At 36.8% G+C, this 25,070-nt stretch carries 20 protein-coding genes; 12 read left to right on the top strand and 8 right to left on the bottom strand.

Going from position 1 to position 25,070, the window contains the following annotated elements; all coding sequences use genetic code 11:
• Window positions 1-220 precede the first annotated feature (220 nt).
• Window positions 221-406, bottom strand: a complete 186-nt coding sequence (locus tag ACQ76T_RS11450; RefSeq protein WP_431343423.1) for a hypothetical protein — start codon at window positions 404-406, stop codon at window positions 221-223.
• The gene (locus ACQ76T_RS11445) at window positions 393-530 is read right to left on the bottom strand and encodes a hypothetical protein (RefSeq protein WP_431343422.1); all 138 of its coding nucleotides are present in this window, start codon (window positions 528-530) and stop codon (window positions 393-395) included. The genes ACQ76T_RS11450 and ACQ76T_RS11445 overlap by 14 nt, the downstream gene beginning before the upstream one ends.
• 391 nt (window positions 531-921) lie before the next feature.
• Between ACQ76T_RS11445 and ACQ76T_RS11440 the strand changes: the two genes are divergently transcribed.
• The 4 genes from ACQ76T_RS11440 to ACQ76T_RS11425 all read left to right on the top strand — a co-directional run bounded on the left by ACQ76T_RS11440 (window position 922) and on the right by ACQ76T_RS11425 (window position 5,283).
• Window positions 922-1,956 carry a DUF1852 domain-containing protein gene (locus ACQ76T_RS11440; RefSeq protein WP_431343421.1) on the top strand — a complete coding sequence of 345 codons (1,035 nt, stop codon included), beginning with the start codon at window positions 922-924 and terminating at the stop codon, window positions 1,954-1,956.
• A gap of 30 nt (window positions 1,957-1,986) precedes the next feature.
• Entirely contained in the window at window positions 1,987-3,018 is a 1,032-nt protein-coding gene (locus ACQ76T_RS11435) for a methionine synthase (RefSeq protein WP_431343420.1), read from the top strand.
• 59 nt (window positions 3,019-3,077) lie between these two features.
• Window positions 3,078-4,070, top strand: a complete 993-nt coding sequence (locus ACQ76T_RS11430) for a bile acid:sodium symporter family protein (RefSeq protein WP_431343419.1) — start codon at window positions 3,078-3,080, stop codon at window positions 4,068-4,070.
• A gap of 130 nt (window positions 4,071-4,200) precedes the next feature.
• The gene (locus ACQ76T_RS11425; RefSeq protein WP_431343418.1) at window positions 4,201-5,283 is read left to right on the top strand and encodes an alkene reductase; all 1,083 of its coding nucleotides are present in this window, start codon (window positions 4,201-4,203) and stop codon (window positions 5,281-5,283) included.
• A 140-nt stretch (window positions 5,284-5,423) separates the two neighbouring features.
• Here the strand turns inward: ACQ76T_RS11425 and ACQ76T_RS11420 are convergent, their stop codons facing one another.
• The 5 genes from ACQ76T_RS11420 to mnmE form a co-directional block, all read right to left on the bottom strand.
• Window positions 5,424-5,753: a DUF4280 domain-containing protein gene (locus ACQ76T_RS11420; RefSeq protein WP_431343417.1), complete on the bottom strand. Its 330-nt coding sequence runs from the start codon at window positions 5,751-5,753 to the stop codon at window positions 5,424-5,426.
• A 3-nt stretch (window positions 5,754-5,756) separates the two neighbouring features.
• Entirely contained in the window at window positions 5,757-6,284 is a 528-nt protein-coding gene (locus ACQ76T_RS11415; RefSeq protein ID WP_431343416.1) for a hypothetical protein, read from the bottom strand.
• A gap of 3 nt (window positions 6,285-6,287) precedes the next feature.
• The gene (locus tag ACQ76T_RS11410; RefSeq protein WP_431343415.1) at window positions 6,288-7,487 is read right to left on the bottom strand and encodes a DUF11 domain-containing protein; all 1,200 of its coding nucleotides are present in this window, start codon (window positions 7,485-7,487) and stop codon (window positions 6,288-6,290) included.
• Between the two features lie 33 nt (window positions 7,488-7,520).
• The gene (locus tag ACQ76T_RS11405; RefSeq protein WP_431343414.1) at window positions 7,521-9,737 is read right to left on the bottom strand and encodes a type VI secretion system Vgr family protein; all 2,217 of its coding nucleotides are present in this window, start codon (window positions 9,735-9,737) and stop codon (window positions 7,521-7,523) included.
• Window positions 9,738-10,211: 474 nt separating this feature from the next.
• Window positions 10,212-11,597 (bottom strand): tRNA uridine-5-carboxymethylaminomethyl(34) synthesis GTPase MnmE, encoded by a 1,386-nt coding sequence (gene mnmE, locus ACQ76T_RS11400; RefSeq protein WP_431343413.1) that lies wholly within the window; start codon window positions 11,595-11,597, stop codon window positions 10,212-10,214.
• A 414-nt stretch (window positions 11,598-12,011) separates the two neighbouring features.
• Between mnmE and ACQ76T_RS11395 the strand changes: the two genes are divergently transcribed.
• Both ACQ76T_RS11395 and ACQ76T_RS11390 read left to right on the top strand, forming a co-directional pair.
• Window positions 12,012-13,064, top strand: coding sequence for a hypothetical protein (locus ACQ76T_RS11395; RefSeq protein ID WP_431343412.1), 1,053 nt, complete (start codon window positions 12,012-12,014; stop codon window positions 13,062-13,064).
• 19 nt (window positions 13,065-13,083) lie between these two features.
• Window positions 13,084-13,599, top strand: coding sequence for a hypothetical protein (locus ACQ76T_RS11390; protein WP_431343411.1), 516 nt, complete (start codon window positions 13,084-13,086; stop codon window positions 13,597-13,599).
• Window positions 13,600-13,658: 59 nt separating this feature from the next.
• On the opposite strand, the gene ACQ76T_RS11385 is transcribed toward ACQ76T_RS11390, so the two are convergent.
• Entirely contained in the window at window positions 13,659-14,129 is a 471-nt protein-coding gene (locus ACQ76T_RS11385) for an Lrp/AsnC family transcriptional regulator (protein ID WP_422693311.1), read from the bottom strand.
• A 143-nt stretch (window positions 14,130-14,272) separates the two neighbouring features.
• Here ACQ76T_RS11385 and ACQ76T_RS11380 point away from each other — a divergent pair, with 143 nt between their 5' ends.
• The 6 genes from ACQ76T_RS11380 to ACQ76T_RS11355 all read left to right on the top strand — a co-directional run bounded on the left by ACQ76T_RS11380 (window position 14,273) and on the right by ACQ76T_RS11355 (window position 25,033).
• Complete coding sequence (locus ACQ76T_RS11380; RefSeq protein WP_431343410.1) at window positions 14,273-15,661, top strand: MFS transporter; 1,389 nt, start codon at window positions 14,273-14,275, stop codon at window positions 15,659-15,661.
• A 1,647-nt stretch (window positions 15,662-17,308) separates the two neighbouring features.
• Entirely contained in the window at window positions 17,309-18,055 is a 747-nt protein-coding gene (locus ACQ76T_RS11375) for a metallophosphoesterase (RefSeq protein ID WP_431343409.1), read from the top strand.
• A 109-nt stretch (window positions 18,056-18,164) separates the two neighbouring features.
• Entirely contained in the window at window positions 18,165-19,091 is a 927-nt protein-coding gene (locus ACQ76T_RS11370; RefSeq protein ID WP_431343408.1) for a helix-turn-helix domain-containing protein, read from the top strand.
• Between the two features lie 216 nt (window positions 19,092-19,307).
• Window positions 19,308-20,453, top strand: a complete 1,146-nt coding sequence (locus ACQ76T_RS11365; RefSeq protein WP_431343407.1) for an efflux RND transporter periplasmic adaptor subunit — start codon at window positions 19,308-19,310, stop codon at window positions 20,451-20,453.
• 9 nt (window positions 20,454-20,462) lie between these two features.
• Window positions 20,463-23,603 (top strand): efflux RND transporter permease subunit, encoded by a 3,141-nt coding sequence (locus tag ACQ76T_RS11360; protein WP_431343406.1) that lies wholly within the window; start codon window positions 20,463-20,465, stop codon window positions 23,601-23,603.
• Window positions 23,604-23,620: 17 nt separating this feature from the next.
• Window positions 23,621-25,033 carry an efflux transporter outer membrane subunit gene (locus tag ACQ76T_RS11355; RefSeq protein ID WP_431343405.1) on the top strand — a complete coding sequence of 471 codons (1,413 nt, stop codon included), beginning with the start codon at window positions 23,621-23,623 and terminating at the stop codon, window positions 25,031-25,033.
• Window positions 25,034-25,070: the final 37 nt, after the last annotated feature.

Below are 25,070 nucleotides of genomic sequence, written 5' to 3'. Positions count from 1 at the left end.
AGAAGGGATATTCAGCTAACAAGCTAAACAGATTGTTTGGACTGATGTTTTTTTTAACCAATGCCTCTAATCTGATTGACTTTGAGTGTAATACGTTCTTATTGTGCATTTTGCTGTGCTAACCATTTTACAATTGAACGGTTGGTTTCCTTCGGTTTTTCCTGCTGAATCCAATGACCACAGTCTAAACTGACAATGTCAAGATTAGGAACTATATTTTTCAGGTTTCAGACTTTGGAATCGTATCCTGTTCTCCATATATTATCAGAGTTGGCTGATGAATGATTGGCTTTATGTTCGCCATCAGATGCCAGTTTCTATCAAGGTTTCTATACCAGTTTATAGCTCCTGTAAATCCAGACAATTCAAAGGCAGAAACAAATACAGACAACTCATTGTCTTCCATTGAGGGTTTTCATTGCATTTTGTTTTCCTGCTTCAAATACTTCTAATATCACATTATTAACAGAAATCATAGTAGGCTTTGGAAGTTCGGTTGGATTGAGTGCTGTACCGGATAGGTCTCTCATGTTTTTATAGTTTAATAAATTGTTAGGAGACCAATTTAAATCTGGTTTGTGACAACAGAATATCACGAGTCAAAACTACTTTAGTGATAATTACTTATCACACCTTATTTTTCGAGTATTTTAATTCTTTCATGAATATTGTGAAATATAAATTTTTGCTGAATTTAGCCTCTTTTTAAAGAACTTTCAGCCACTTCAAATGAACCATATCTGATTTTCTAAAGAATAATTTTCTGTTTTTTAAATTTTTATACTCGAAAAAAGAATAATTATCTTCTATAAAAGCATAAGAAGAATAATTTACTGATTTTAAGTGTTATTTAATTTATTTGATCTTTTATTTTGAAATTTGCAAATAAAAAAAACTGTTGCCCATTAAATACAACCAATTATGTTACAAGATTTGAAAATAAATGAAAAGAAATATATGGAAGGCACTCATACTACAATCAATAATGACTTTGTGTTCACACTAAAGAGTATTTATTTCAATGAGAATTATATACCCTCCAGCAGTACACGTACAACAACCAACTTTGCTAATCTGGCAAGAGGTGAAAGTCGTCAGGAAAACCTACGCAACACCATTAATATGATCAACAATCGTTTTAATGCGCTGGCGAACTGGGATAATCCCAATAACGATCGCTATTCGGTTGAATTGGAAATTGTTTCTGTTGATATAGATATTGATGGTAATGGAGCAACATTCCCATCGATTGAGATTTTAAAAACGCATATTATCGATCATAAAACAGGCAAACATATTGAAGGTATCGTTGGAAATAACTTTTCTTCATATGTACGTGATTATGATTTTAGCGTATTGCTTTTAGAACACAACAAGGATAAAGACCACTTTAGTATTCCTGATAATTTTGGTGAACTGCACGGCAATATATTTAAACATTTTGTAAATTCAGAAAGTTATAAAAACAACTTTATCAAGCTCCCTGTTATCTGTTTGAGCGTATCGGATAATAAAACGTACCAACGCACAGGAAACCACCATCCGGTGTTAGGTTTTGAATACGAGCCCAACAGTTCTTCTTTAACAGAGCAATACTTCAAAAAAATGGGCTTGCAGGTTCGTTATTTTATGCCACCTAATAGTGCTGCCCCTTTGACGTTTTTTTTCTTTGGCGATTTACTGGCTGATTATACCAACCTCGAACTAATCAGTACTATCAGTACAATGGAAACTTTTCAAAAAATTTACAGGCCCGAAATTTATAATGCCAATTCTATTGCAGGACTGTGCTATAAGCCTAGTTTGAAAAATCAGGATCATTCTTTAACAAAAATTGTATACAACCGTGAAGAGCGCAGCCAGCTGGCTATTAATCAAGGTAAATTCACGGAAGAGAATTTCATTAAGCCGTACAAAAATGTTTTAGAAAAATGGTCTGCCAATTTCGATCTTTAAATAATACAAAAAATTAAAACTATTTCTATAATGAAGAAATTATTATTACCAACCTCAATTGTTGGAAGTTTACCCAAACCTGCCTGGCTTGCACCACCCGAAAAATTATGGTCACCCTGGAATTTAGAAGCAGATCAGTTATTGGAAGGAAAACAGGATGCTTTACGTATCACATTGCAGGAACAGCAATTGGCAGGGTTGGATATTGTTTGTGATGGTGAACAAACACGCCAACATTTTGTTACCACTTTTATCGAGCATTTAAGCGGCGTAGATTTTGAAAACCGTAAAGTCGTAAAAATTCGTGACCGTTATGATGCGAGTGTTCCTGTAGTTGTAGGTGAGGTGACTCGTCAAAAAGCAGTTTTTGTTGAGGATGCTAAATTTTTGCGTAAGCAGACTGATAAACCTATAAAATGGGCATTGCCTGGCCCCATGACAATGGTAGATACGTTGTACGATAACCATTACAAAAGCCGGGAAAAACTGGCATGGGAATTTGCAAAACTACTCAATGAAGAAGCAAGAGAACTTCAAGATGCAGGGGTGGATATTATTCAGTTTGATGAACCTGCATTTAATGTATTCTTTGATGAAGTAAACGATTGGGGAATGGCAGCGCTGGAAAGAGCCGTTGAAGGTTTAACCTGTGAAACTGCTGTACATATTTGTTACGGTTATGGCATAAAAGCGAATAATGACTGGAAAAAGACCTTGGGTTCAGAATGGCGTCAATACGAAGAAATTTTCCCTAAAATTAAAAATTCTAATATCGATATCGTATCGTTAGAATGCCACAACTCAAATGTGCCTTTAGATTTAATTGAACTTGTTCGTGGTAAAAAAGTAATGGTGGGAGCTATTGATGTGGCAAGTAACACGATCGAAACCCCCGAAGAGGTAGCTGATACATTACGTAAAACTCTTCAGTTTGTAGATATCGAAAATCTTTATCCTTCTACAAACTGTGGTATGGCTCCTTTGTCTCGAAATGTGGCAAGAGGTAAGTTAAGTGCTTTGAGTGCAGGAGCTGAGATTATACGCAAAGAATTTGCGGTTTAGTTCCCATGTATTAATTGATAAATGATTTTGGATCAACGGAAAAATATAATAAGAATCCTTTGAATAAGTTATTAAAATTATTAAAAAAAGCAGGTTTCGACGGTTTCCTGTTATTGATAGGCATTATGATTCTGCTGGCTTATTTTTTGCCACAGCCTGGCCTGATCAAAGAACCTGTTTCACTGGAGGAGATTGCCAATGTAGGTGTTTCGTTTATTTTCTTGTTTTATGGTGTACGACTGAGTGTTGAGAAACTAAAAGCCGGGCTCGCCAACTGGAAAATGCATATTGTTGTCCAGTTAACAACCTTTTTGTTTTTTCCGCTGATCGTTTTGGCATCTCGCCCCTTGTTCGTGAACACCAACTTTGAGTTGCTTTGGTTAGGAGTATTCTTTCTGGCAGCTTTACCATCCACAGTTTCCTCCTCTGTGGTGATGGTTTCCATTGCCAAGGGTAATATTCCAGCAGCTATTTTCAATGCGAGTATTTCCAGTTTGATCGGAGTAGTGGTTACCCCGCTATGGGTTGGGCTGTTCATCGCTTCTGCAACAGGTGATTTTGATGTCACTGATATCGTCATAAAGTTGGTTCTTCAGGTTTTGTTACCTGTTATTATCGGTATCAGCCTTAATTCCCGTTTTGGAGCCATTGCCGAAAAATATAAGAAACACCTCAAATATTTTGATCAGGCAATCATTCTCACAATCATTTACACCTCGTTTTGTAAGTCATTTTCTGAACATCTTTTTGAAGGTTTTACCGCCCTTGAACTTGCCGGACTGGCTGTTGGGATGATGGTCTTATTTTTCGCTGTATTTTTTTGTGTCGGACTAATCAGTCGCTTTTTGGGTTTTTCAGATGAAGATCGTATTACGGTATTATTTTGTGGATCTAAAAAATCATTGGTACATGGCACGATCATGTCAAAAGTACTCTTTCAGCAAAGTACTATCACCGGTATTGTATTGTTACCACTCATGCTTTACCATGCTTTGCAATTGATTGCCGCCAGCATCATCGCTCAGGGTATGGCCCGACGAAAAGAAGTATAATTTTTACAAAAAACCTTATGCAGATAGTTCAGATGATGTATCAAAAACAAGTCTAGCTACTGCATAAGAATTGTAAATGAGGTTTAGCTGCCAGCCGTTGATTAGCAGTAAACATTAAAAGAATAATGATATGAAGCTTTTAGAAAAAATACAGTTAGGTAATATCAGCCTAAAAAATAGAATGGCTATGGCAGCAATGACCAGAGGTCGTACAGATATAAATGGTTTAGTAGGGGATATGACAGTAGAATACTATACCCAAAGGGCAGACGCAGGTTTGCTGTTTACCGAAGCTATCAGGATCAGTGAAGAAGCTACCGGTAGTCCGCTCACGCCGGGTATTTTCACAGATCAACAAATAGAAGCATGGAAGAAGGTTACAGCGGCGGTACACGATAAAGGGGGTGTTATCATAGCCCAGCTTTGGCACACTGGCCGTATAGGACATTCTATAGACAGGAACGGTAAGTTCCCTTTTGCGCCATCACCCCTGCCTATCCGGGGAATGCAACATTTTACCTCGGAGGGTAGAAAGGATTACGAGATCCCTCAGGAAATGACAATTCTTGATATCAAGCAAACTATAAAAGACTATGGTCAGGCCGCAAAAAATGCTATAGCAGCAGGGTTTGACGGGGTGCAGCTTCACGCTGCCAATGGTTATCTGCCAAACCAGTTCTTAGCAGAAAGTGCTAATCAAAGGGTGGATGATTATGGCGGCAGCATTTCTAAAAATGCCCGATTTGTACTGGAGGTGATGCAGGAATTGATCAATGCGGTAGGAGGGGAGAAGGTGGGAATTAAAATATCTCCTTTCAATTCCTATGGCGATATAGTACTTAATGATTCTGTCGGCACCTATATCCATCTGATTGAAGAACTGAACAAGTTAGACTTTGCCTATGTAGAGCTTATGAGGTGTACTCCTTATTCTGCTTCTCCTGAAAATTATGGAGCTGACAATGAGATTGAATTATTTGGCAGCAGGATTCGTCAGACAGTGATTGCTAATGCAGGATATGACAAGGCTTCGGCAGAAGCGGAACTTGAAAAAGGGATTGCAAAGCTGATTTCCTTTGGGAGATTATACATTGCCAACCCAGACCTACTTGAACGGTTTGAAAAAAATGCTGCACTTAGTGAGCCGGACAAGACTACAATATATGGAGGCGGAAAAAATGGTTATATTGATTATCCTCTTTGGAACAAATAAAATTTCAAATCAATGAAAGTAAATGCAGTTGCGCGACAGCTCATGATTTATACATGATTCCTCATTAGGCTATCAGTTATAATATTCATATTTTTTTGATTTTATCAAAGTTTAACAGGATTCTTAGAAAAGGATATGATCTATTCTTCAACAAAATTCTGAGAAAACTGTACAACAGAAATTGTACCCCCAACAGAACACTGGCAGGTAGAGCTATCTAATAGCTCCTTTTTGCCATCAATTTCAAAATCAGAAGTATCTTGCCATTTTACAGGAGCAGGATTACAAGATGATCTTAAAACACTACACACTCCAAAAGGTTTAATATTGGTATTAGGCTGTTTGTCCTCTTCTGTAGCCTGTAACTTTCCATCAATACTCATAAAAGATTGACTTGTTACTGTGATTGGTGCTGGGGAAGCTCCTTTGTCACATTTTAGCTGAGCGGTATCTGTAATATATTGGGGCATAATTCAACGGTTGAATAATTCATACTTTTCCAACTCATAATCTCCATTATTTAAACTATCATTCCATTTATAAACATACAAAGCAGTATTGTAATTCTTAAATGTAATATCAGACGGAGTTTTAATAGCGGACATTGTTTCAAAGAAAATATAGTACTTCTGATCAGACTTCCAATAAGTATTTTTTACTGTGGCTTTTATAAAAGATAATTTATTTACTTTTAAATAACTGAAAATCTTAGAAAACTCTTTGCTATTATAGAGCATGTTATGACCTAAATTTCTTTCTTTTATTTTTTTTGTAGTATATGTATCAAAATATTTATTATCTATTAAATATCCATTGTCAAGAATTAATAAATTATTCTCGAATAGTTCTCTTTCTTCATCTTCTTTGGACTCATTTAAAGTTTTATGGAGACTCTCTATACTCCTATCAAGTAGGATATCTTTCCATGTAACATTGTTATTTTGTTGAGAAAATAAATTAATAGATAAAGTGCAAAATATTAGTAATAGATAAGTTCGCATAGTTTACTTTTTAAATGTTACAAAATATTGATGTGGTAAAGTTGCTAATACACCACTATTATTATAAATATATACTTTTTGAGGACTTTTTCTTGCAAAAACATAACGTATTGTTGAATCATCAGCCGTTGCTATATCACCCATTGCTTCCCCGTTTTTACCTTTGAAACTATTTGAAGGAGCATGACCATATTCTTTGGTTTCTGTTCCCCCTCCATATCCAATAACACTACTACTTGACCCTGTTCCAGTACTCTTTTTTTCTTCTCCCAATGTACCGCTTGGATGGGAATGAAAAATAGAATCTCCTTCATTATATGTAATGCCAACGGAAGCATAAGTAGCTTTCGAAAGATCTATAACATCTCCTTCACTGATATTATAAACATCTCCTTTTTTATTAATAGCTCCTCCATATTCTCTGTTATTATTGGGTTTTATATCAAAAGTACCACCTGAACCATCATCTTTTATTATAACATTAATCATTGCTTGTCTTGTAGACTCCTTTGGAACAATTTCCACAGTATTCTTATAAGCCAGACAACCAGCGGTAAACATTTCAGGTTTTTGAAGATTTTCTGTAATAAACTTCTCAGTTTCTTTTGCTTCTTTATTCGAGAGATTTGCACCTTTTGCGCCTGAATCAAACGTTTTTGTAGTTGTTTTTATTACAAAAACCCTATTACCTGTTTTCTTCGCATTATTTGTCGGAAACCTATCATACACTTCATTTGAATATATCTGTACATTACTTTCGTAATTTTCTCCACTTGCTACTTTGGCTGTCATAACAAGTGTTTCATCTTTATTTACTTCCATGTCTCCAATAGTCCATTCGTCGTTAGCCCAAGTTCCTTTAGAGGGAGTTGCACTTACAAAGGAATATCCATCAGGTAATGCATTTTCAACGTATACACCTGTTGCCTTATTCGGGCCAAGATTTTTAGCTGTAATTGTAAATTTGATTTCCTCATTTTCATTAGCTTGCCCTTTGTCAAAAGATAAATCAACTTCTAGGTCTGTTGAAATATCTTCCTTTGCTGTTCTATCTCTTTTCTTATCTCTAATTCCCTTGTTTGCTACTCGTCCTATTTCTTTTCCATCTTCGTTTACAAAAATATCAATGCTAATATCTATTTTTAAAAGGGCATCTTTATACTCAACGCCATCTATTTCTACGTAAAAAACTCTTCCGTCCATAAAATTATTTTTTATTTATTTTCACCCCCTTTTTTATCCTTCCTTTTGATATTCCTTTATAATGATTCGTTTTTTCAAAATTGCAAACCCATTCTTATCAACTGTTCCTGAATATGGTACAGAACTTTTTTTGTCCTCAACTTCTTTTCCTTGAATTTCTTTAACATTCAATTGCACAGTTTCTCCTTCTTCATAATTTCTTGTATGTATAAACAAACTTACTTTTTGTCCAATATATGCTTCGTTAATATTCTCATTCATTTCATCATCCATCCATTGAACACTTACAATTTGCTTTTCTTTTGTATAATCAAACTTTCCATTTTGAGGAAGTTTATTCATTTGTGGAGCTTTGTACTCAATCTTATCTTTGGCAGTCAATAATGAGTTGGCTCCATAAACATGCATTCTGTCTTTTGCTCCGAACTCTGTTTGCCCATCAGTATAACCAATGAATTTTTCTTTACCATAAAGGTCTAAGTGTGCTTTTGCTGATATTTCAGTATTGGTTCCGGCATTAATGATGGTCTTCTTACCACTGTCCTGGCTGATCTCCTGCTTGGCAATAATCTTGATATTCTGTCCAACATCAGTATCCATATTCTTTCCTGCTTTGGTTTCAATATTTTCCTCAATATCAAACTTCAGATTCTTTGATTTTATAGTAATGGTTTCAGGGGCTGTAATGTTGATGTTACTTCTTTCTGTATCAAACCTAAGTTCATTGCCACTTTTATCAGTCAATACAATACTTTCGTCTTCTGTAAACACTAATCTGTGCCCACTTCTGGTCTGTAAAGATTTTACCCGGTTATCCATTCCACCTCCTAAACCTACACCTCCGTGAAACATTCCTCCCATGGCAAAAGGGAAGTCTGGATGATGATATTCAAAATCCACCATTACCTGGTCCCCGATTTCTGGAACTGCTACAAATCCTCTGTTTTGGCTTACAGCATCTGTTCCCCCTGCATCAGGACTCATCATTCTGATAAAATGGGTGGTGTCATTTAATTGCCAGTCAAATTGCACTTGTATTCTTCCTTGGTTTAAAGGATCAACGTTGGAGATTACAGTGGCAACTTGTGGCTCAGCTTTTGGCATTATAAAATCAGGTTTAGGCATGAAACCTGTTCCTTCAGCTATGGCTTCAAAACTTCCTGTATAATAACCTCTGGCATCCACTTCGTGCCTTATTTCTGTCATCATTAATGTCGTGAAATGGGAAGTCTGGTTACTATCTTGATTTCTCATGTCTATATCTGCCACACAACCCACATATAAAAAAGGAACTGTTGTATTTCCTGAAACCGTAAAAACTTCTACTGCTTTACTTCCTCTTGCACTTTTTTGGGAGTCATCCACATCCAGAAACATATTGGCATTGATAGGAGTAGGGGTAAGAGACCTTGTTTTAAAAATGCCATCATTTAATTCGTATGCTTTTTGAGATAAATCTCCGAGATGTTTTATCTTATTATCGGACCCAAGCATTTTTGCATGGCTGCTGCTATTATAACCAAAATATTCGGGTTTAGTGTGAATAGCTTTTAACTCTACCTGTATGTCTGTAACATTACTTCCATAGATGAGTTGTATAGCCTTTTCGGAGGGAGGGAGTTTTCCAAAATGTAAAATATATCCATCATAATAAAATTGCTCTCCATAGGCTTCTGCCAATCTTGCAAGATAATTGTAATGTGTTTCACAATACTGTGCACTGTAATTGATATATCCTTTATTCTGAGATTCTATTCTGAAATCAAACTTGCTTGTTCCTAATGATTCTTTGATGATTCTGTCGGCAATAATAGAGGTGTTTACCGATTGATTTCCTCCAAAACTCTGGGTATGCGGGGCCGAATCCATTAAAATTGTTGGGCTATATCCTTCCAGAACAATATTACCAAGACTCATTTGCTTTTGGCTAAATGCAACCTGTGTAATAACCCCTACAAAAGTTCTTTCAGGACTTTCATCTTCAAAGTCTTTGTATTTGAAAGTTCCTGTAATGCGTTTTCCTAAAAACTGCCTCGCTTCTTCAAGGTTATGATTCTGTACTTCATCTAAAGAATCATGGGCTAAAGTCAGTTTAAAATGATGATGCGTTTTGGCGCTTTGCTGTAAACGGAAGTGTTTAAAATGGCTGATGGATTTTCCTTCAATCACGATATCCAGCTTAACCACACGGTTAATTCCGGGCATATAATTCTCTGAAATCCTTTCAGAATTAGAAAGATTTTTTTTCATCGATAAAGAGTGATTTGTGTTGTTTTCAAATATAGGCAAATGGATAATACCACATGTGAAAATCTTTGAAAAATTTTGAAAGTGTAGTACAACTACGATCAGAATAAAATTGATCTAAACCTGCTGTCATGTATTATTAAAGAAAGTCCTCTTTTTAAAAGAAGACTTTCAATACAAGATGAAATATTATTTGAGACGCTTCAAGTATTTTTAAAAGCTGGATTATTTTGGTAATTATAAAATAATAATATTTTCAAAAACCGTTTTCGTTTGAAGTACTGTTAGAAACGTTTTATGTGTAGATGAATAGCTACATCACTAATAATTTCATTGGTGGGACTTAAATAGAATATATTTCTTATAATCCTTTTGATTATAGGGGTGTGAATAATGTTTCTTAGTGAATGTTTTGGCTATGAATTTTTGATTGCACTTGCTACAAATGTGATGTGAGCTAACGCTACCGCTCATTTCCTATTTCCCGATACAAAACTTAGAAAAAATATTTCCAAGAACTTCATCATTAGTCACTTCACCGGAAATTTCTCCAAGGTGTTCCAGAGCATTTCTCAATTCATAAGCCAGTAGTTCTGTTGAAATTTGAAAAGTAATTGCTTCTTTTACTTTATGTACGGCTTCCAAAGATTTTTGTAATGCTTCAAAGTGACGTTGGTTGGTAATTACAACATTATTTTCTTCAGTCTTTAAATGTTCAACATAGGATGAGAGCTCATTCTTTAAATCCTGAATGTTTTGATTTTCAACTGCTGAAATTGTGATGAAATCAAAATCATTAGAAATGGAATTTCTGAAAATAGTTTCTACTGTTTCATATTTTGTAGGAACAACTTCATCAATTTTTGTAGCGCAGATAATAAGTTTTAAATCTTCTCTCAATAAAGATTGGATCATCTCAATATCTTCAGAAAAATCTTCTGTAGCAGCATCTGCCAGGTATACAAGGATGTTGGCATTTTCTACTTTTTCCTTTGCTTTTTTAACTCCGATAGCCTCAATCTCATCTACGGTCTCACGAAGTCCGGCGGTGTCTATAAGTCTGAATGCATGACCTTTGATATGAAGAACTTCTTCAATAGTATCTCTTGTGGTTCCGGCGATATTGCTGACGATCGCTCTTTCTTCTTTTAATAGGGCATTGAGTAGAGTAGATTTCCCGGCATTCGGTTTCCCGATAATAGCAACGGCGGTTCCATTTTTAATAGCATTTCCATATTGGAAACTTTCTATAAGAGAATTTAGCTTGATTTCAATTTTGTCAAGCAATCCTTTCAGGGCGGTTCTGTCTGCAAATTCCACATCTTCTTCTGCAAAATCCAGTTCCAGTTCAATCAAAGAAACAAAATTAAGAAGATCTGTTCTCAGTAAAGAAATCTCATTGGTGATTCCTCCTTTTAATTGATTGATGGCTACTTTTCTTGACGCTTCATTTTCAGAGGCAATGACGTCTGCAATTGCTTCCGCTTGGGAAAGATCAATTCTTCCGTTGATGAAAGCCCGGAGAGTAAATTCTCCAGCCTTAGCCATTCTTGCTCCGTTTTTGATCAACGTTTCCAGAATACGTTTTCCAATATGCGGGGAACCGTGAAAGGCTATTTCTACAGAGTTTTCTGTAGTGAAACTTTTCGGAGCCAGAAAAATAGACAACATTACTTCGTCAATAGCTTCCTCGCCATCCATAAAATATCCATAATGAATGGTATGTGACTTCTGCTTTTCCAGTTTTTTGGCCGGAAAACTTTTCTGAACTATGGGTAATGCTTCATCTCCTGAAACTCTGATAATGCCTAGAGCACCTATTCCATTGGCGGTAGCCAGTGCACAAATAGTATCGTTATTCATGGTGCAAATTTACGCTTTTTAATGAGAATTTATAATCAGGTCTGTTATTCAGATTATCTATTGCTTTGTTGGAATAAAAAATAAAGCTATTGTAAAGCCATGAAATGATCTATTATTGTTTTGTGGGTTTACTTTATTGTTAATGAGAGTGATGTATTTTGATATTTATGATTGATTTTATTTGATAATGTCATGATATGCATAAAAAATAACATTGAAATTTTAAATAATGTTAAAAATATTTATTGAATATATGTAACTTTTCATAGAAGAGATGTGTCGTTCGCAGGTACTTTGCCATGTGGTTGAGTGGAAGTTTGGTATGTTAATTGTTTATTAGTCGGTCGATGATGTTGAAAAATCAAATATTTAACATTAAAATAACAATAATCTGTTAAAATATTATAAATGCAAATGAATAATTTATTTTTCTTCAGTATTGATAAGAAAATGATTTTCTTGTTAATGCTTGTTTTCTATGGAGTAGCGGGAGCGCAGTGTATCCCTTACACAGGTCAGGCAATGACAAGTGGAAATACGTATTGCATCAGCGGTGGATACTCTACAGTTAGTGGAATTACCATTCCTAACGGAGCAACTCTTATTGTTCAGTCCGGGCAGTTGGATGTGGCAGGTATTCAGGTGATGGGTTTTCTCGATATAAATGATGGAGCAAGCGTTGTGTCTACCGGCTCCATCTCGATCGGAACATTTGGGTCTCAACAAAATTCAAAAATCAGATTAGGAACAAAATCATTTCTTTCCCTTACAGGATCTGTAATACAGGATGATCCTACTTTCGGAGGTCTTTATCCCGGTACAACTTCTGTGATTGAAATGGGAACCTATAGCGTAGTAGAAATATGTGGAACATTTACCCAGCGGTCTACAACATATCCGTCTGTTAATTATGTAGGAAGTCCTACGGGAAGAGCTTACTGTATTGCAAAAGCAGAAGTGAGTGGGAGTGGAGGCTCTGCCGTAATCAGTAATGACAGTCAGATTATAGCCATTGCGATGGGGCCAACTACGGGTATTGGACCTGGAGGTTCAAGCTTCTGTGGTCCGAATGCGACAAGTGCTACATGTCCTACTTTATGGCCGCCGGGATTATCAAACAGTATTGCTGATTGCGGGAATGCGCCTAATATTATTAATGTTATTGATGATTATTGTACAAAACCTGGAGCTACAGGAACACCCGATGGCTTTACCAACTTCGGAATTACCATACAGCAGAAAACAAATTCATGGCCGGAGAATATCCCCAATGGTTTTCTCGCTATGGAATCTAAAGAAAAAGGTTTTGTAATTACCAGAGTTCAGCATGTGAGCCAGACACCGCAATCCGGAGATGCTATTGCAGATCCTAAAGAAGGAATGATTGTATATGATATTCAGGACAAATGCATAAAGCTTTATAACGGAACCGAATGGAAATGTGTACAAAGAAGCTGTAATGATTAATTTAAAAGAATAACGTAATATGAAAAACATAAAAAATATAAATATAGCAGCAGCTCTTGTTTTTTTTAACCTCTCTTTTGCTCAAGTAGCTATCGACAAACAAACCATTAATGGGAATAGTACCGTGCTTGATTTTAATGATGCACCTACCAATACAAAAGGTCTTATTCTTCCTGCTACATCGGGAATTCCTACGGGCTCACTTGTAAACGGAACATTTGTTTTTGATGTTACTGATAATAAAGTGAAAGTATACGAAAATGATGTCTGGAAATCTCTTTCTGATGCAGGAAGTTCCAGTGCGATTGCGGCCAACAATTCTGCAGAGTCGGGTAGAGGAGTTATTATTGGTGCTTCAAGCAGTACTGCAGATGGAGTTCTTGTCTTAGAAGCTCAGGATAAAGCAATGATACTTCCCAAAATCGCAACACCCCATCTTAATGTGAAAAGTCCCTATCCGGGAATGATGTGCTACGATACAACCAGCAAGACATTAGCCATATATGATGGTGCCGTCTGGAATTACTGGAAATAAACCATCTATACTGTATATTAAAAAAACAGCTTTATCATTAATGAAGCTGTTTTTTATTTTTAAACAATCTGTACGCTTTCTTTGATGCTGTTCATTACAAAGATGCTTTTGGTTTGCCCTATTCCTTCAATCTCGGAAAGTTTGTTTACAAAAAACTCATGGAAGTCATCCATATTAGGCGCAAGGATCTTGAGCATAAAATCAAAATCCCCGCTGATGTTGTAAAACTCAACAACTTCTTTCAGTTTGCTGACTTCCTCAATGAATTTTCCTGCCGTTTTTTTATTATGAACATTCAGGGCGATCATACAAATAACCATCATTCCTTTATTTACCTTTTTACGGTCTACTACAGCAGTGTATTCCTTAATGATTCCCTGTTTTTCCATACGTTTGATGCGCTCATGAGTAGGAGTTGGGCTTAGATTGATTCTTGCCGAAATATCGCGGACACTCATTTTGGCGTCTTTCTGAAGAAGCCTAAGGATAGACAGGTCTTTTTCATCGGGAGTGTAATTTTCTGTTGCCATTTTGTTCTGTTTTATGGGTAATTATGGATTAGAACAGTTGTTTTGTTCTTTTTAAGTGTGTTTATTAATTGCTTTGTTCCAAATTTAAGACTTAATTTTTATATACGTTCTGTTAATTTTAATTTTGCAGGAAATTTGAACATATGGATACAAGGAAGAATATCATTTTAATATTAGCATCAGTAGGGACTTTTGTGGAAGCATTGGATATTGCCATTATTAATTTAACGATTCCTGCCATTCAAAAACAGTTTCAGATTGGAGCTGAAACGGTTCAATGGCTACAGACTTTGTATGTATTGTTCTTCGGTGGTTTTCTGATTATTGGAGGAAAGCTTTCAGATCAGATCGGAAGAAAAAAAATGTTTCTTTGGGGAGCTTTGATTTTTATGCTCACATCACTAGGTGCTGGGCTATCGGGAAGTTTTGAAGTGCTGGCGGTATTCCGTGCGTTGCAAGGATTAGGTGCAGCTTTGGTGATGCCTTCTGCATTATCTATCGTTACCAATACGTTCAGAGGGGAGCAGGAGAGGAACCGTGCTATTGGAGTTTTCAGTTCTTTCGCGGCCATTGGTTCCGGAAGTGGACTTTCTGTAGGAGGGATCATCAGTACATATATGAGTTGGCACTGGGTTTTTCTGATTAACGTGCCTATCCTTTTTGTAACCTTAATTTTATCTTACTATTACCTTCCAACCGATGAGAAAAACGAAACGGCTCAAAAGACAGACCTTCTTTCCGGTATGATGATGGTATTGGGACTTCTGAGTCTTACGTACGGAACGCATGAGTTGCTTCATATTAAAGAACAACCTTTGCTTGTAATAGGTTCTTTAGTTTTGGCAGTGTTGCTTTTAGTGATGACTTTCTATCGATTGAAATCTGTTGCAGAACCTTTGTTTGATTTAAAACTGTTTAAACATAAATCATTAGTGGTTTCCAATGCTGCTTTCTTTACTTTAGGAGCGTTTTTTATAGGATTCTTATTCTTGATTTCCCTGATGCTTCAGAAAGATATGCGATATAGCGCAGCTTCTGCGGGATTAATGCTTGTTCCGTTCAGTATATTGTCTGCACTGACTGCCAAGTTTGTTTTACCTTACATTTCAAAAAGACTAAGTTCTTCTCAGATGGGAATTTTTGGATGGTTATTTATGTTGGCAGGAGGGCTGTTGTTATTAACGTCAGTATTCACAGGACACCCACTGGCAGTGGTTTTGTTGGGGGCGGCTTGTATTTCCGGAGTAGGAATGACATTCTGTTTTACTGCACTTTCAGTAATGGGAATTCAGGATGTTGACGCTTCCAATTACGGATTGGCATCAAGTTTGAGTTCTACAAGTTACTTCTTGGGAGCTGGTATTGGATTGTCTTTCATGACTTTGATGAGTCAGATTTTTCCTTCAGAATTTGCAGTAGGAAGCCTGAATTTGATTATTCTGATCGGCTATGCTCTTCTGGCGCTCGGGATGTTATTTTATTTTATACTAAGAAGCTTAAAGGTGAAGCAGGCAGATGTCGCCGTTTCATAATAAGCGGCCTTAAAATTACACAAACTATATGAGGAAGAATCGGTGCTTAACGTGTCGGTTCTTTTTTTATTGATGAGTTGAAAGCCCTATCAAAGATTTACCAAGTATAGAACTTTAAATTCCTGTTGAATGACAAGGTATGAGGATAAACTCAATACTATGTTTGTCATTCCGTAGGAATCCAGCCTTAGAAATCATCATTATTTTATGTGTTTTTATCTAATCACAAAAGGCGCAAAAGTTTTTTAACACTTTAGTTATTTTAAGTTTAAAGCCTTGCGGAGATGAAGTACACAAGAGTTTTTGAAAATCTTTGATTTTTTCTTAAAGTGAACTTATTTATGAAGGAGGATATTAAACTTTCTAAAGTGTACTGAAGTGTTTTTAAATTATACAATGTTTAGATTCTTACAGAATGGCAAAGTGTGAAGATGGATTAAAACGCTTTGTTTGTCATTCTGTAGAAATCCAGCCTTAGAAATTCTCATTCTTTTATGTGTTTTATTTAACCACAAAAGGCACAAAAGTTTTTTAACACTTTAGTTATTTTAAGTTTAAAGCCTTGCGGATATGAAGTATACATAAGTTTTTGAAAATCTTTGATTTTTTCTTAAAGTGAACTTATTTATGAAGGAGGATATTAAACTTTCTAAAGTATACTGAAGTGTTTTTAAATTATACAATATTTAGATTCTTACAGGATGACAAAGTGTGAGGATAGATTAAAACGCTTTGTTTGCCATTCCGTAGGAATTCAGCCTTAGAAATCATCATTATTTAATGTGTTTTTATCTAACCACAAAAGTCACAAAAGTCTTTTAACACTTTAGTTATTTTAAGTTTAAAGCTTTGCGGAGATGAAGTACACATAAGCTTTTGAAAATCTTTGATTTTCATCTAAAGTGAACTTATTTATGTAGAAGGATATTTAACTTTCTAAAGTGTACTGAGGTGTTTTTAAATTATACAATATTTAGATTCTTACAGAATGACAAAGTGATGAGGATAGATTAAAACGTTTTGTTTTTCATTCTGTAGAAATCCAGCCTTAGAAATCATCATTATTTTATGTGTTTTTATCTAACCACAAAAGGCACAAAAGTTTTTTAACACTTTAGTTATTTTAAGTTTAAAGCCTTGCGGAGATGAAGTACACAAGAGTTTTTGAAAATCTTTGATTTTTTCTTAAAGTGAACTTATTTATGAAGGAGGATATTAAACTTTCTAAAGTGTACTGAAGTGTTTTTAAATTATACAATATTTAGATTCTTACAGAATGGCAAAGTGTGAAGATAGATGAAAACGTCCTGTTTGTCATTCCGTAGGAATCCAGCCTTAGAAATTATCATTCTTTTATGTGTTTTTATTTAACCACAAAAGGTGCAAAAGTTTTTTAACACTTTAGTTATTTTAAGTTTAAAGCCTTGCGTAGATGAAGTACACATAAGCTTTTGAAAATCTTTGATTTTCATCTAAAGTGAACTTACTTATAAAGGAGGATATTAAACTTTCTAAAGTTTACTGAAGTGTTTTAAAATAATACAATGTTGATATTCTTACAGAATAATAAATTGTGAAGATAAACTCAAACAATACGTTTGTCATTCCATAGGAATCCGGCTTGAGTTATTTTCCTATTTTTGTATTATGAAAATACAAATCATCAGCGATCTTCATCAGGAATTTGGAAGCACGGAATTGAACTTTGATCATTCCGATGTCGTTGTGTTGGCTGGTGACGTTAATCTCGGAACAAAAGGTATTGAATGGATAAAGCATAAGATTTCTGATAAACCGGTCATCTATGTCCTGGGTAATCACGAATATTACAAAGGATCTTATCCAAAAACATTGAATAAAATTAAAGAAGCAGCTTTGGACTCAAATGTTTCTGTGCTTGAAAATTCTTTCGTAGATATAGGGGATGTTCGTTTTCATGGCGCTACTTTATGGACTGATTTTTCAATCTTTGGAAACCCGGCTCATTACGGAATGATCTGTCAGCCGCAGATGAATGACTATAAAATGATCAAAAGAGATCCTTCTTATTCAAAAATGAGGACGATGGATACTTTTAAAATTCATCAGCTTTCAAGACAGTGGCTTAAAGAAAGTTTAGAAAGTTCAAAAGGTCTTAAAAATATTGTCGTCACCCATCATGCTCCCAGTCTTCTTTCTGTTCCCGAAGAATATAAAAACGATCCGATAACCTCTGCGTATGCTTCAGATCTTGAAGAGATGATCACAGAATATCAGCCATTATATTGGATTCATGGGCATATTCATACTCCGTGCAGATATAGAATTGAAAATACGGAGGTCATTTGTAATCCTCACGGCTATATCGATGAAAAATACAACGGCTTTGACAAAGAGTTGATCATTACAGTGTAAAAAGTATAAGCAGTAGGTTGAATTGAGTTTGCCTGTCGTTTTTCTTCACTTTTTATCTTTCAGCAATTTAGCCTTTTTCACTACCTTCGTACTTTATAACCCGTTTTCCATGGCTAAAAAATCCGGCAATGAATCTCCCAAAGAATCTGAATTTGTTTCACAGTTGGCTTTTGATGAAGTATTGCAGCAGGTAGAATTTGATCTCAGGATTAAAGAATTTGTTGTCATGGAAATTGATAGGGAGAACTATATAATAAAACCCAATATTCCGTATCGTGCTGATTATTTCTGTATTTTCCTTGTGCAGAAAGGAACTGTGAGCTTCAGACTTGATGATAAAAGTTATGAGGTTTCCAAAGGGGATATTGTTTTCTGTCCCATTTCAGAAACATTCTGGGTAGATGCTATTGCGGATGATTATAATTCGAAATATATTTTCTTTTCACTCGATTTTATTTCCGAAGCGGGGTTCAATTATAAATCCAATAACGTACTCAAAAGCCTCTCTTCAGATCCTACCCATATTATAAGAAATGATGCGGAGGTCTACAGGAAGATCAATTTTCATCTGGATGAGCTTCAGGTTCTCAACAACAAGGAGAAAGATAATTACTATTTCAATGAAATGATCTGGCATCACTTTTCACTGGTGATCTATGAAATTGATAATTATTTTAAAAAGATAGAAAAACCTCATTCGGTGACGCTTCGGGAAGATGAGCTTACCACCAGTTTCTTTAAGTTGGTTCAGGATCATTTTAAAGAAGAACACAATGTTCAGTTTTATGCAGATAAGCTGTGTATCAGTCGAAAATACCTTACCAAAGTGATCAATAAAGCAGTTTTAAAATCCCCAAGAGAGATCATTCATCAGGTGCTAGCGGTAGAAGCCAGACTGCTGCTGAAGAATCCTAACCTGAATGTGAATGAAGTGGCATTACAGCTCAGATTTTCTGATCAGGCTTCCTTTAGTAAGTTTTTTAAAAAGCATACCGGTAGATCTCCTTTGGAATACCGGAAAGATGATTTGTATTGATAATCAATAAATTGTATTTGAAAGCGTCTTTTTGCTAAAATTGAGTGTTATCTTGATTTAAAATATTAAAATATCATATTTATTCTATCTATAAATGATATTTCTCATGTTTTGATAAATGAGGAGTCTTTTTGACAAAACAAGGAGTTTTTTGAATAATCCTATTGAATTTTTTTCGGTCGATTTTTGTGCGGAAAATTTAAAAGGAATATTGTTATGCAAAGATTTTTTATTCAGAAATCAACCATACTTTTCCTCTCGCTCATCGTTTTGGCGGGATGTAGGAAAAATAATCAAAACCAGTCTTATCAGCAGCAGGCACCGGAGCTTCCCGTAGAAACAGTGAAGCAGGGAGATGCCTCTGTTTCCAGAGAATATGCAGCATCTGTAGAAGGAATTTCCAATGTGGAGATCAGACCACAGGTGACGGGATATCTAAGCAAGATTTTTGTAGATGAAGGAGACTTCGTAAGAGCGGGGCAGGTGCTCTTCAAAATTGAAGATCAGGTTTTTCGTGAACAGCTGAAAAGTGCACAGGCGTCTTTAATTACTGCACAGGCCAATCTTTCCACTTCTAAAATTGATCTGGACAGAAAAAAGGAGCTGTTCCGTAATAAAATGGTGTCAGAAATTCAGGTAAAAGAGGCAGAAGCAGCTTATAATGCAGCGAGAGGAGCTGTAAGTCAGTCAGCGTCTTCCATAGAATCGGCAAAGATCAATCTTAATTTCTCAACCATTAAAGCTCCGGTAAGTGGCTTTATCGGAAGATTCAACTATCGTTTAGGAAGTTTGATGACACCGGGTAATCAGGATCCGATCATTTTACTGTCCGATATTCATCAGGTGTATACTTACTTTAGTTTAAGTGAAAATGATTTTAATAATTTTCAGAAACAATATGTAGGAAGCAGTATTGATGAGGTGATCAAAAATACGCCGGCAGTATCGTTATTGCTTTCAGGAGGAGAGAAGTATGCTGAAACCGGAAAGATTGACGCTGTAGAAGGACAGTTTAACAAAACAACAGGTTCTATTACATTAAGAGCAAAATTCAATAACCCAAAGAACATTCTGAGAAGTGGAAACACAGGAAAAATTCTGTTGGATCAGTTTTACAGCAATGTTGTTTTGCTTCCGATTGCTTCTACCAGAACCATTCAGGATAAGGTTTTTGTTTTCACCATCAAAGACGGAAAAGCAGCGATGCTTCCTGTTGAAGTGAATGGGAAAGCTGGGGATCATTTCATCGTATCCAAAGGACTTAAGGCAGGTGATCAGTACATTGCCAGCGGTTTCGACAGACTGCAGCCGGGGACTCCTGTAGTGGCGCAAAAGAAAAATGCTCAACAGAAAAAATCGTAAGACAGAATCATGCTAAAGAAAATTATAAAAAGACCCGTACTGGCCACGGTTATTTCCGTATTGCTCGTTATTCTGGGGGTTGTAGGGATGGTAAGTCTGCCGATTACCAAATTTCCGGACATCGCACCGCCTACCGTTATGGTAACCGCTGTTTATCCGGGAGCGAATGCTGAAACCATTGCAAGGTCGGTAGCCCCGCCATTAGAAAATGCCATCAATGGAGTGGAAAATATGGATTATATTACCTCCACTGCAAGTAACGATGGAACATTGAGTATCACCGTTATTTTTAAACTGGGTACAGATCCGGATCAGGCAGCTATCAATGTTCAGAATAGGGTAGCGCAGGTTACCAATCAGCTTCCTGCCGAAGTAATTCAGGCGGGGATCACCACCGTGAAAAGACAGAACAGTATGATTGCAATGGTTTCTCTGACCAGTAAAGATGGCTCAATGAACGATCTTTTCCTCGAAAACTATGCAAAGATCAATATTGTACCGGAGCTGAAAAGAGTGAAAGGGGTAGGAGATGCAATGGTATACGGAAATAAAGATTACTCGATGCGTATCTGGTTGGATCCTAATAAACTGACTTCCTATAATCTTACTCCATCTGATGTTTCAAGAGCCATTCAGACTCAAAACCTGGAAGCGGCACCCGGAAGACTGGGAGAAAGAAGTAAAGAAGTGATGGAATATGTGCTTCGTTACAAAGGAAAATTCACAGAACCTGAACAATATGAAAATATTACTATTAAAGCACTGAATGACGGTTCTGTTTTAAAGCTGAAAGATATTGCGAAAGTAGAATTTGGAGCATACAGCTATACTGTTTCTTCCAATTATAATAAAAAGGCTTCTGTGACCATGGCGATATTCCAGATGGCGGGATCTAATGCCAATGAAGTACAGATCGCTCTTCAGGAAAGAATGAAAGAACTGGAAAAATCGTTTCCGGAAGGTATGGATTATGAGATTCCCTATGCTACAAAAGAAGCGTTGGATCAATCTATTGAGCAGGTGATTCATACCCTGATAGAAGCATTTATCCTGGTATTTATTGTGGTGTATATTTTCCTTCAGGATTTCCGTTCAACATTGATTCCGGCTATTGCCGTTCCGGTATCTATTGTAGGAACATTCTTCTTTATGAAGGTTTTTGGATTTTCCATCAATATCCTGACCTTGTTTGCCCTTGTACTGGCTATCGGTATTGTGGTAGATGACGCTATTGTTGTTGTAGAAGCCGTTCATGCCAAAATGGAACATAAAAAGCTGAATCCGAGAGCCGCTACAATGTCGGCAATGAGTGAGATTACAGGAGCTATTGTTTCAATTACTCTGATTATGTCTGCCGTATTCGTTCCGGTGGCATTTATGAGTGGTTCCACAGGATTGTTTTATCAGCAGTTTGCCTTAACACTTGCGATTGCGATTGTGATTTCTGCCATTAATGCATTAACATTGAGCCCCGCGCTGTGTGCTTTATTCTTAAAACAACATCATCCGGGAACACATGAAAAGATGAATTTTAAAGACCGTTTCTTTGCGGGATTTAATGCCAGCTTTAATAAACTGACCTTCCGTTACGGAAAAGCGGTGTTATTTCTCTTGAAAAGAAAATGGATTGCATTAGTCATCATCGTAGCATTTGGAGGATTGTTTGCCTGGATGTCGATGACAACTCCTAAAGGTTTCATTCCAGATGAGGATCAGAGTTTCATTATTGTAACAGCTAATCTGGCACCGGGAGCATCTAAAGACAGAACTTCAAAAGTAGTTTCGGATACGGAAGATCTTTTAATGAAAAATCCGGCTGTTGAAAAAGTAATTTCTGTAGACGGGCTCAACCTTTTCAGTGGTTCCATGTCATCCTCAGCAGCCTCTATTTTCGTTAAACTGAAAAAGGGAGGAGAAAGAGGTTCTGTTAATAATATCAATGATATCATCGGACAAACTCAGGGAATGCTTTCTCAGGATAAAAGAGCCAACTTCCTGGTGATTAATACCCCAACCGTAGACGGTTTCGGAAATACCAGCGGTATGGAGCTTGTTCTGCAGGATCGTACCAACGGAGAACTTCAGAACTTAGGGAATATTTCCTACGGAATGATGGGTGCTTTGATGCAGAGACCTGAAGTGGCCGTAGCTTTTACCACTTTTGATGTGACCTATCCTCAGTTTGAAGTATTGGTAGATGAGGTGAAAGCAGCGCAGCTTGGAGTAAACGTTTCTGATGTATTAGGCGTAATGCAGGGATATTATGGAAGTATTCAGGCTTCGGATTTCAACAGGTTCGGTAAATATTACAGGGTATTGGTACAGTCTACTCCTGAAACAAGACAGGATAAAGAATCGCTGAATGGTGTTTTCGTTAAAAATAATTTAGGACAGATGGTTCCTATCAACACCCTTGTGAGCCTAAAACAGGTAACTGGTGCAGAGGTGGTGGACCGTTTCAATCTTTTCAATTCTTCCAACTTAACAGTGATGGCAGCTCCTGGATTCAGTACGGGGCAGGCAATGGCAGCAATTGAGGAAGTCAGCAAGCAGGTTCTTCCTCCGGGATATACGTATGACTATAAAGGAATGAGCCGTGAAGAAGCAGGATCAAGCTCACAGTCTGTTATGATCTTCGGATTATGTATTGTATTCGTATTCTTCCTGTTATCTGCACAATATGAAAGTTATATTCTTCCATTGGCGGTACTTATTGCAATTCCGGTAGGATTATCAGGCGTATTTGTAGGAATTACATTGGCAGACCTTTCCAACAATATCTATGTACAGATTGCTTTGGTGATGCTGATCGGACTTTTGGCCAAGAATGGTATCCTGATTGTAGAATTTGCCATTCAGAGACGTAGAGCAGGAAAAAGTCTTATTGCTTCTGCTGTAGAAGGAGCGAAAGCCCGTCTCAGACCTATTCTGATGACCTCTTTGGCATTTATTACCGGATTACTTCCATTGGTATTTGTAGTAGGACCTTCGGCAATGGGGAATCATTCTATTGGGTATGCTGCCATTTCAGGGATGCTTTTCGGAACGATCTTAGGAATTTTTGTGGTTCCGGTTCTTTTCGTGGTATTCCAGGCTTTACACGAGAAGATCAACGGAAGAGTAGTAACGGATGCCGACTGGGAATATTAATTCAAATGATTTTAAAAATGAAAATTAAAAATATTGCATATATCGCACTCATTTCAGGGACCGCGGTTTCCTGCAAAGTTCAGAAGTATGAACAGCCGGAAGTCAAAATGCCTGAAACTTTCAGGAGTGACAGTATCGTTGCAGAACACAATGAAAATATCGCTAAAATCAGCTATAAAGATTTTTTTAAAGATCCGGTTTTAGTAGCACTGATCGATAAAGCGATGGTACAGAATAATGATCTGCTGGTTGCTTTAAAGCAGATAGAGTATGCTTCATTAGCCTATAATCAAAGCAAATGGGCCAATATTCCTACTGTAAGTGTAGGAGCCAATGCCAATATCAACCGTCCTTCAGACAACAGTATGAACGGAATGATGGCAGGGCAGTTCATGGGAAAAAGATATATGGAAGATTACACCACCTCCATCAATCTTTCCTGGGAAGCAGATATCTGGGGCAAGATCAGAGGAAGAAAGGAACAGGCTTTAGCGGGATATCTTAAAACTCAGGAAGCTGCCAAAGCGGTGAAAACACAACTGGTAGCTTCGGTAGTACAGGGGTATTATAATCTTTTGATGCTGGATACTCAACTGGAAATTACAAAGTCTAACCTTACTTATGCTGACAATACTTTACAGTTTCTTACCAAGCAGCAGGAGTTGGGGTTAACAACAGCGTTAGCCGTTCAGCAGCAGGAAATTGTGAAAGATCAGATCTTGAAAACCATTCCCGCTATTGAAAGCTCTGTCACCACACAGGAAAATGCTTTGAGTCTTCTTACAGGCTCCATGCCGGGGAAAATTGAAAGAAAGGTAAGCTTGAATAATGTTCAGTCTCCAGATCAGATTTCTGTAGGAATTCCTTCGGAATTATTGAGCTACAGACCCGATATCAAAGCGGCAGAACTTGAAGTAAGGAAAAGTGCAGCTGCTATTCATGTCGCCAAAATGAGCATGTATCCTTCACTGAATATTACAGCACAGGGCGGAGTAAATGCTTTTCAGATCAGCAAATGGTTCAGTGTTCCGGGATCTCTTTTTGGGATGGCTGCCGGAGCCATTGCTCAGCCTATTCTGAATGGCAAGCAGCTGAAAACACAATATGAGCAGTCTAAGGTATTGGCGGATCAGGCAGAAATAAGTTTCAAACAATCGGTTTTGAAAGCAGTTGGAGAGGTTTCTGATGCTTTGGTACAGATTCAAAAACTGGAAGAACAGCAAAAAATTGCCGAAGGACTGGTGCTGAAAACCAATGAGGCTGTTAAAAAAGCGGATATGCTATTTAAATACAATTCAGCTACTTATGTGGAGGTAATCATTGCGCAGACCAATAAGCTTCAGGCAGAATTGGATCTGGCTTCTCTGAAAACGCAGCGACTGAATGCCATTACAGTACTCTATCGCTCTGTAGGAGGGGGATCGCAATAAAGTAAAATTGAACCTGCTTCGTCTTTATTCATGAAGC

The sequence above is a fragment of the Chryseobacterium sp. JK1 genome, from assembly GCF_050632815.1.
Classification (GTDB): Bacteria; Bacteroidota; Bacteroidia; order Flavobacteriales; family Weeksellaceae; genus Chryseobacterium.
The sequence above is the reverse complement of the archived record's forward strand: the minus strand, read 5'-3'. Positions and strand labels throughout refer to the sequence as shown.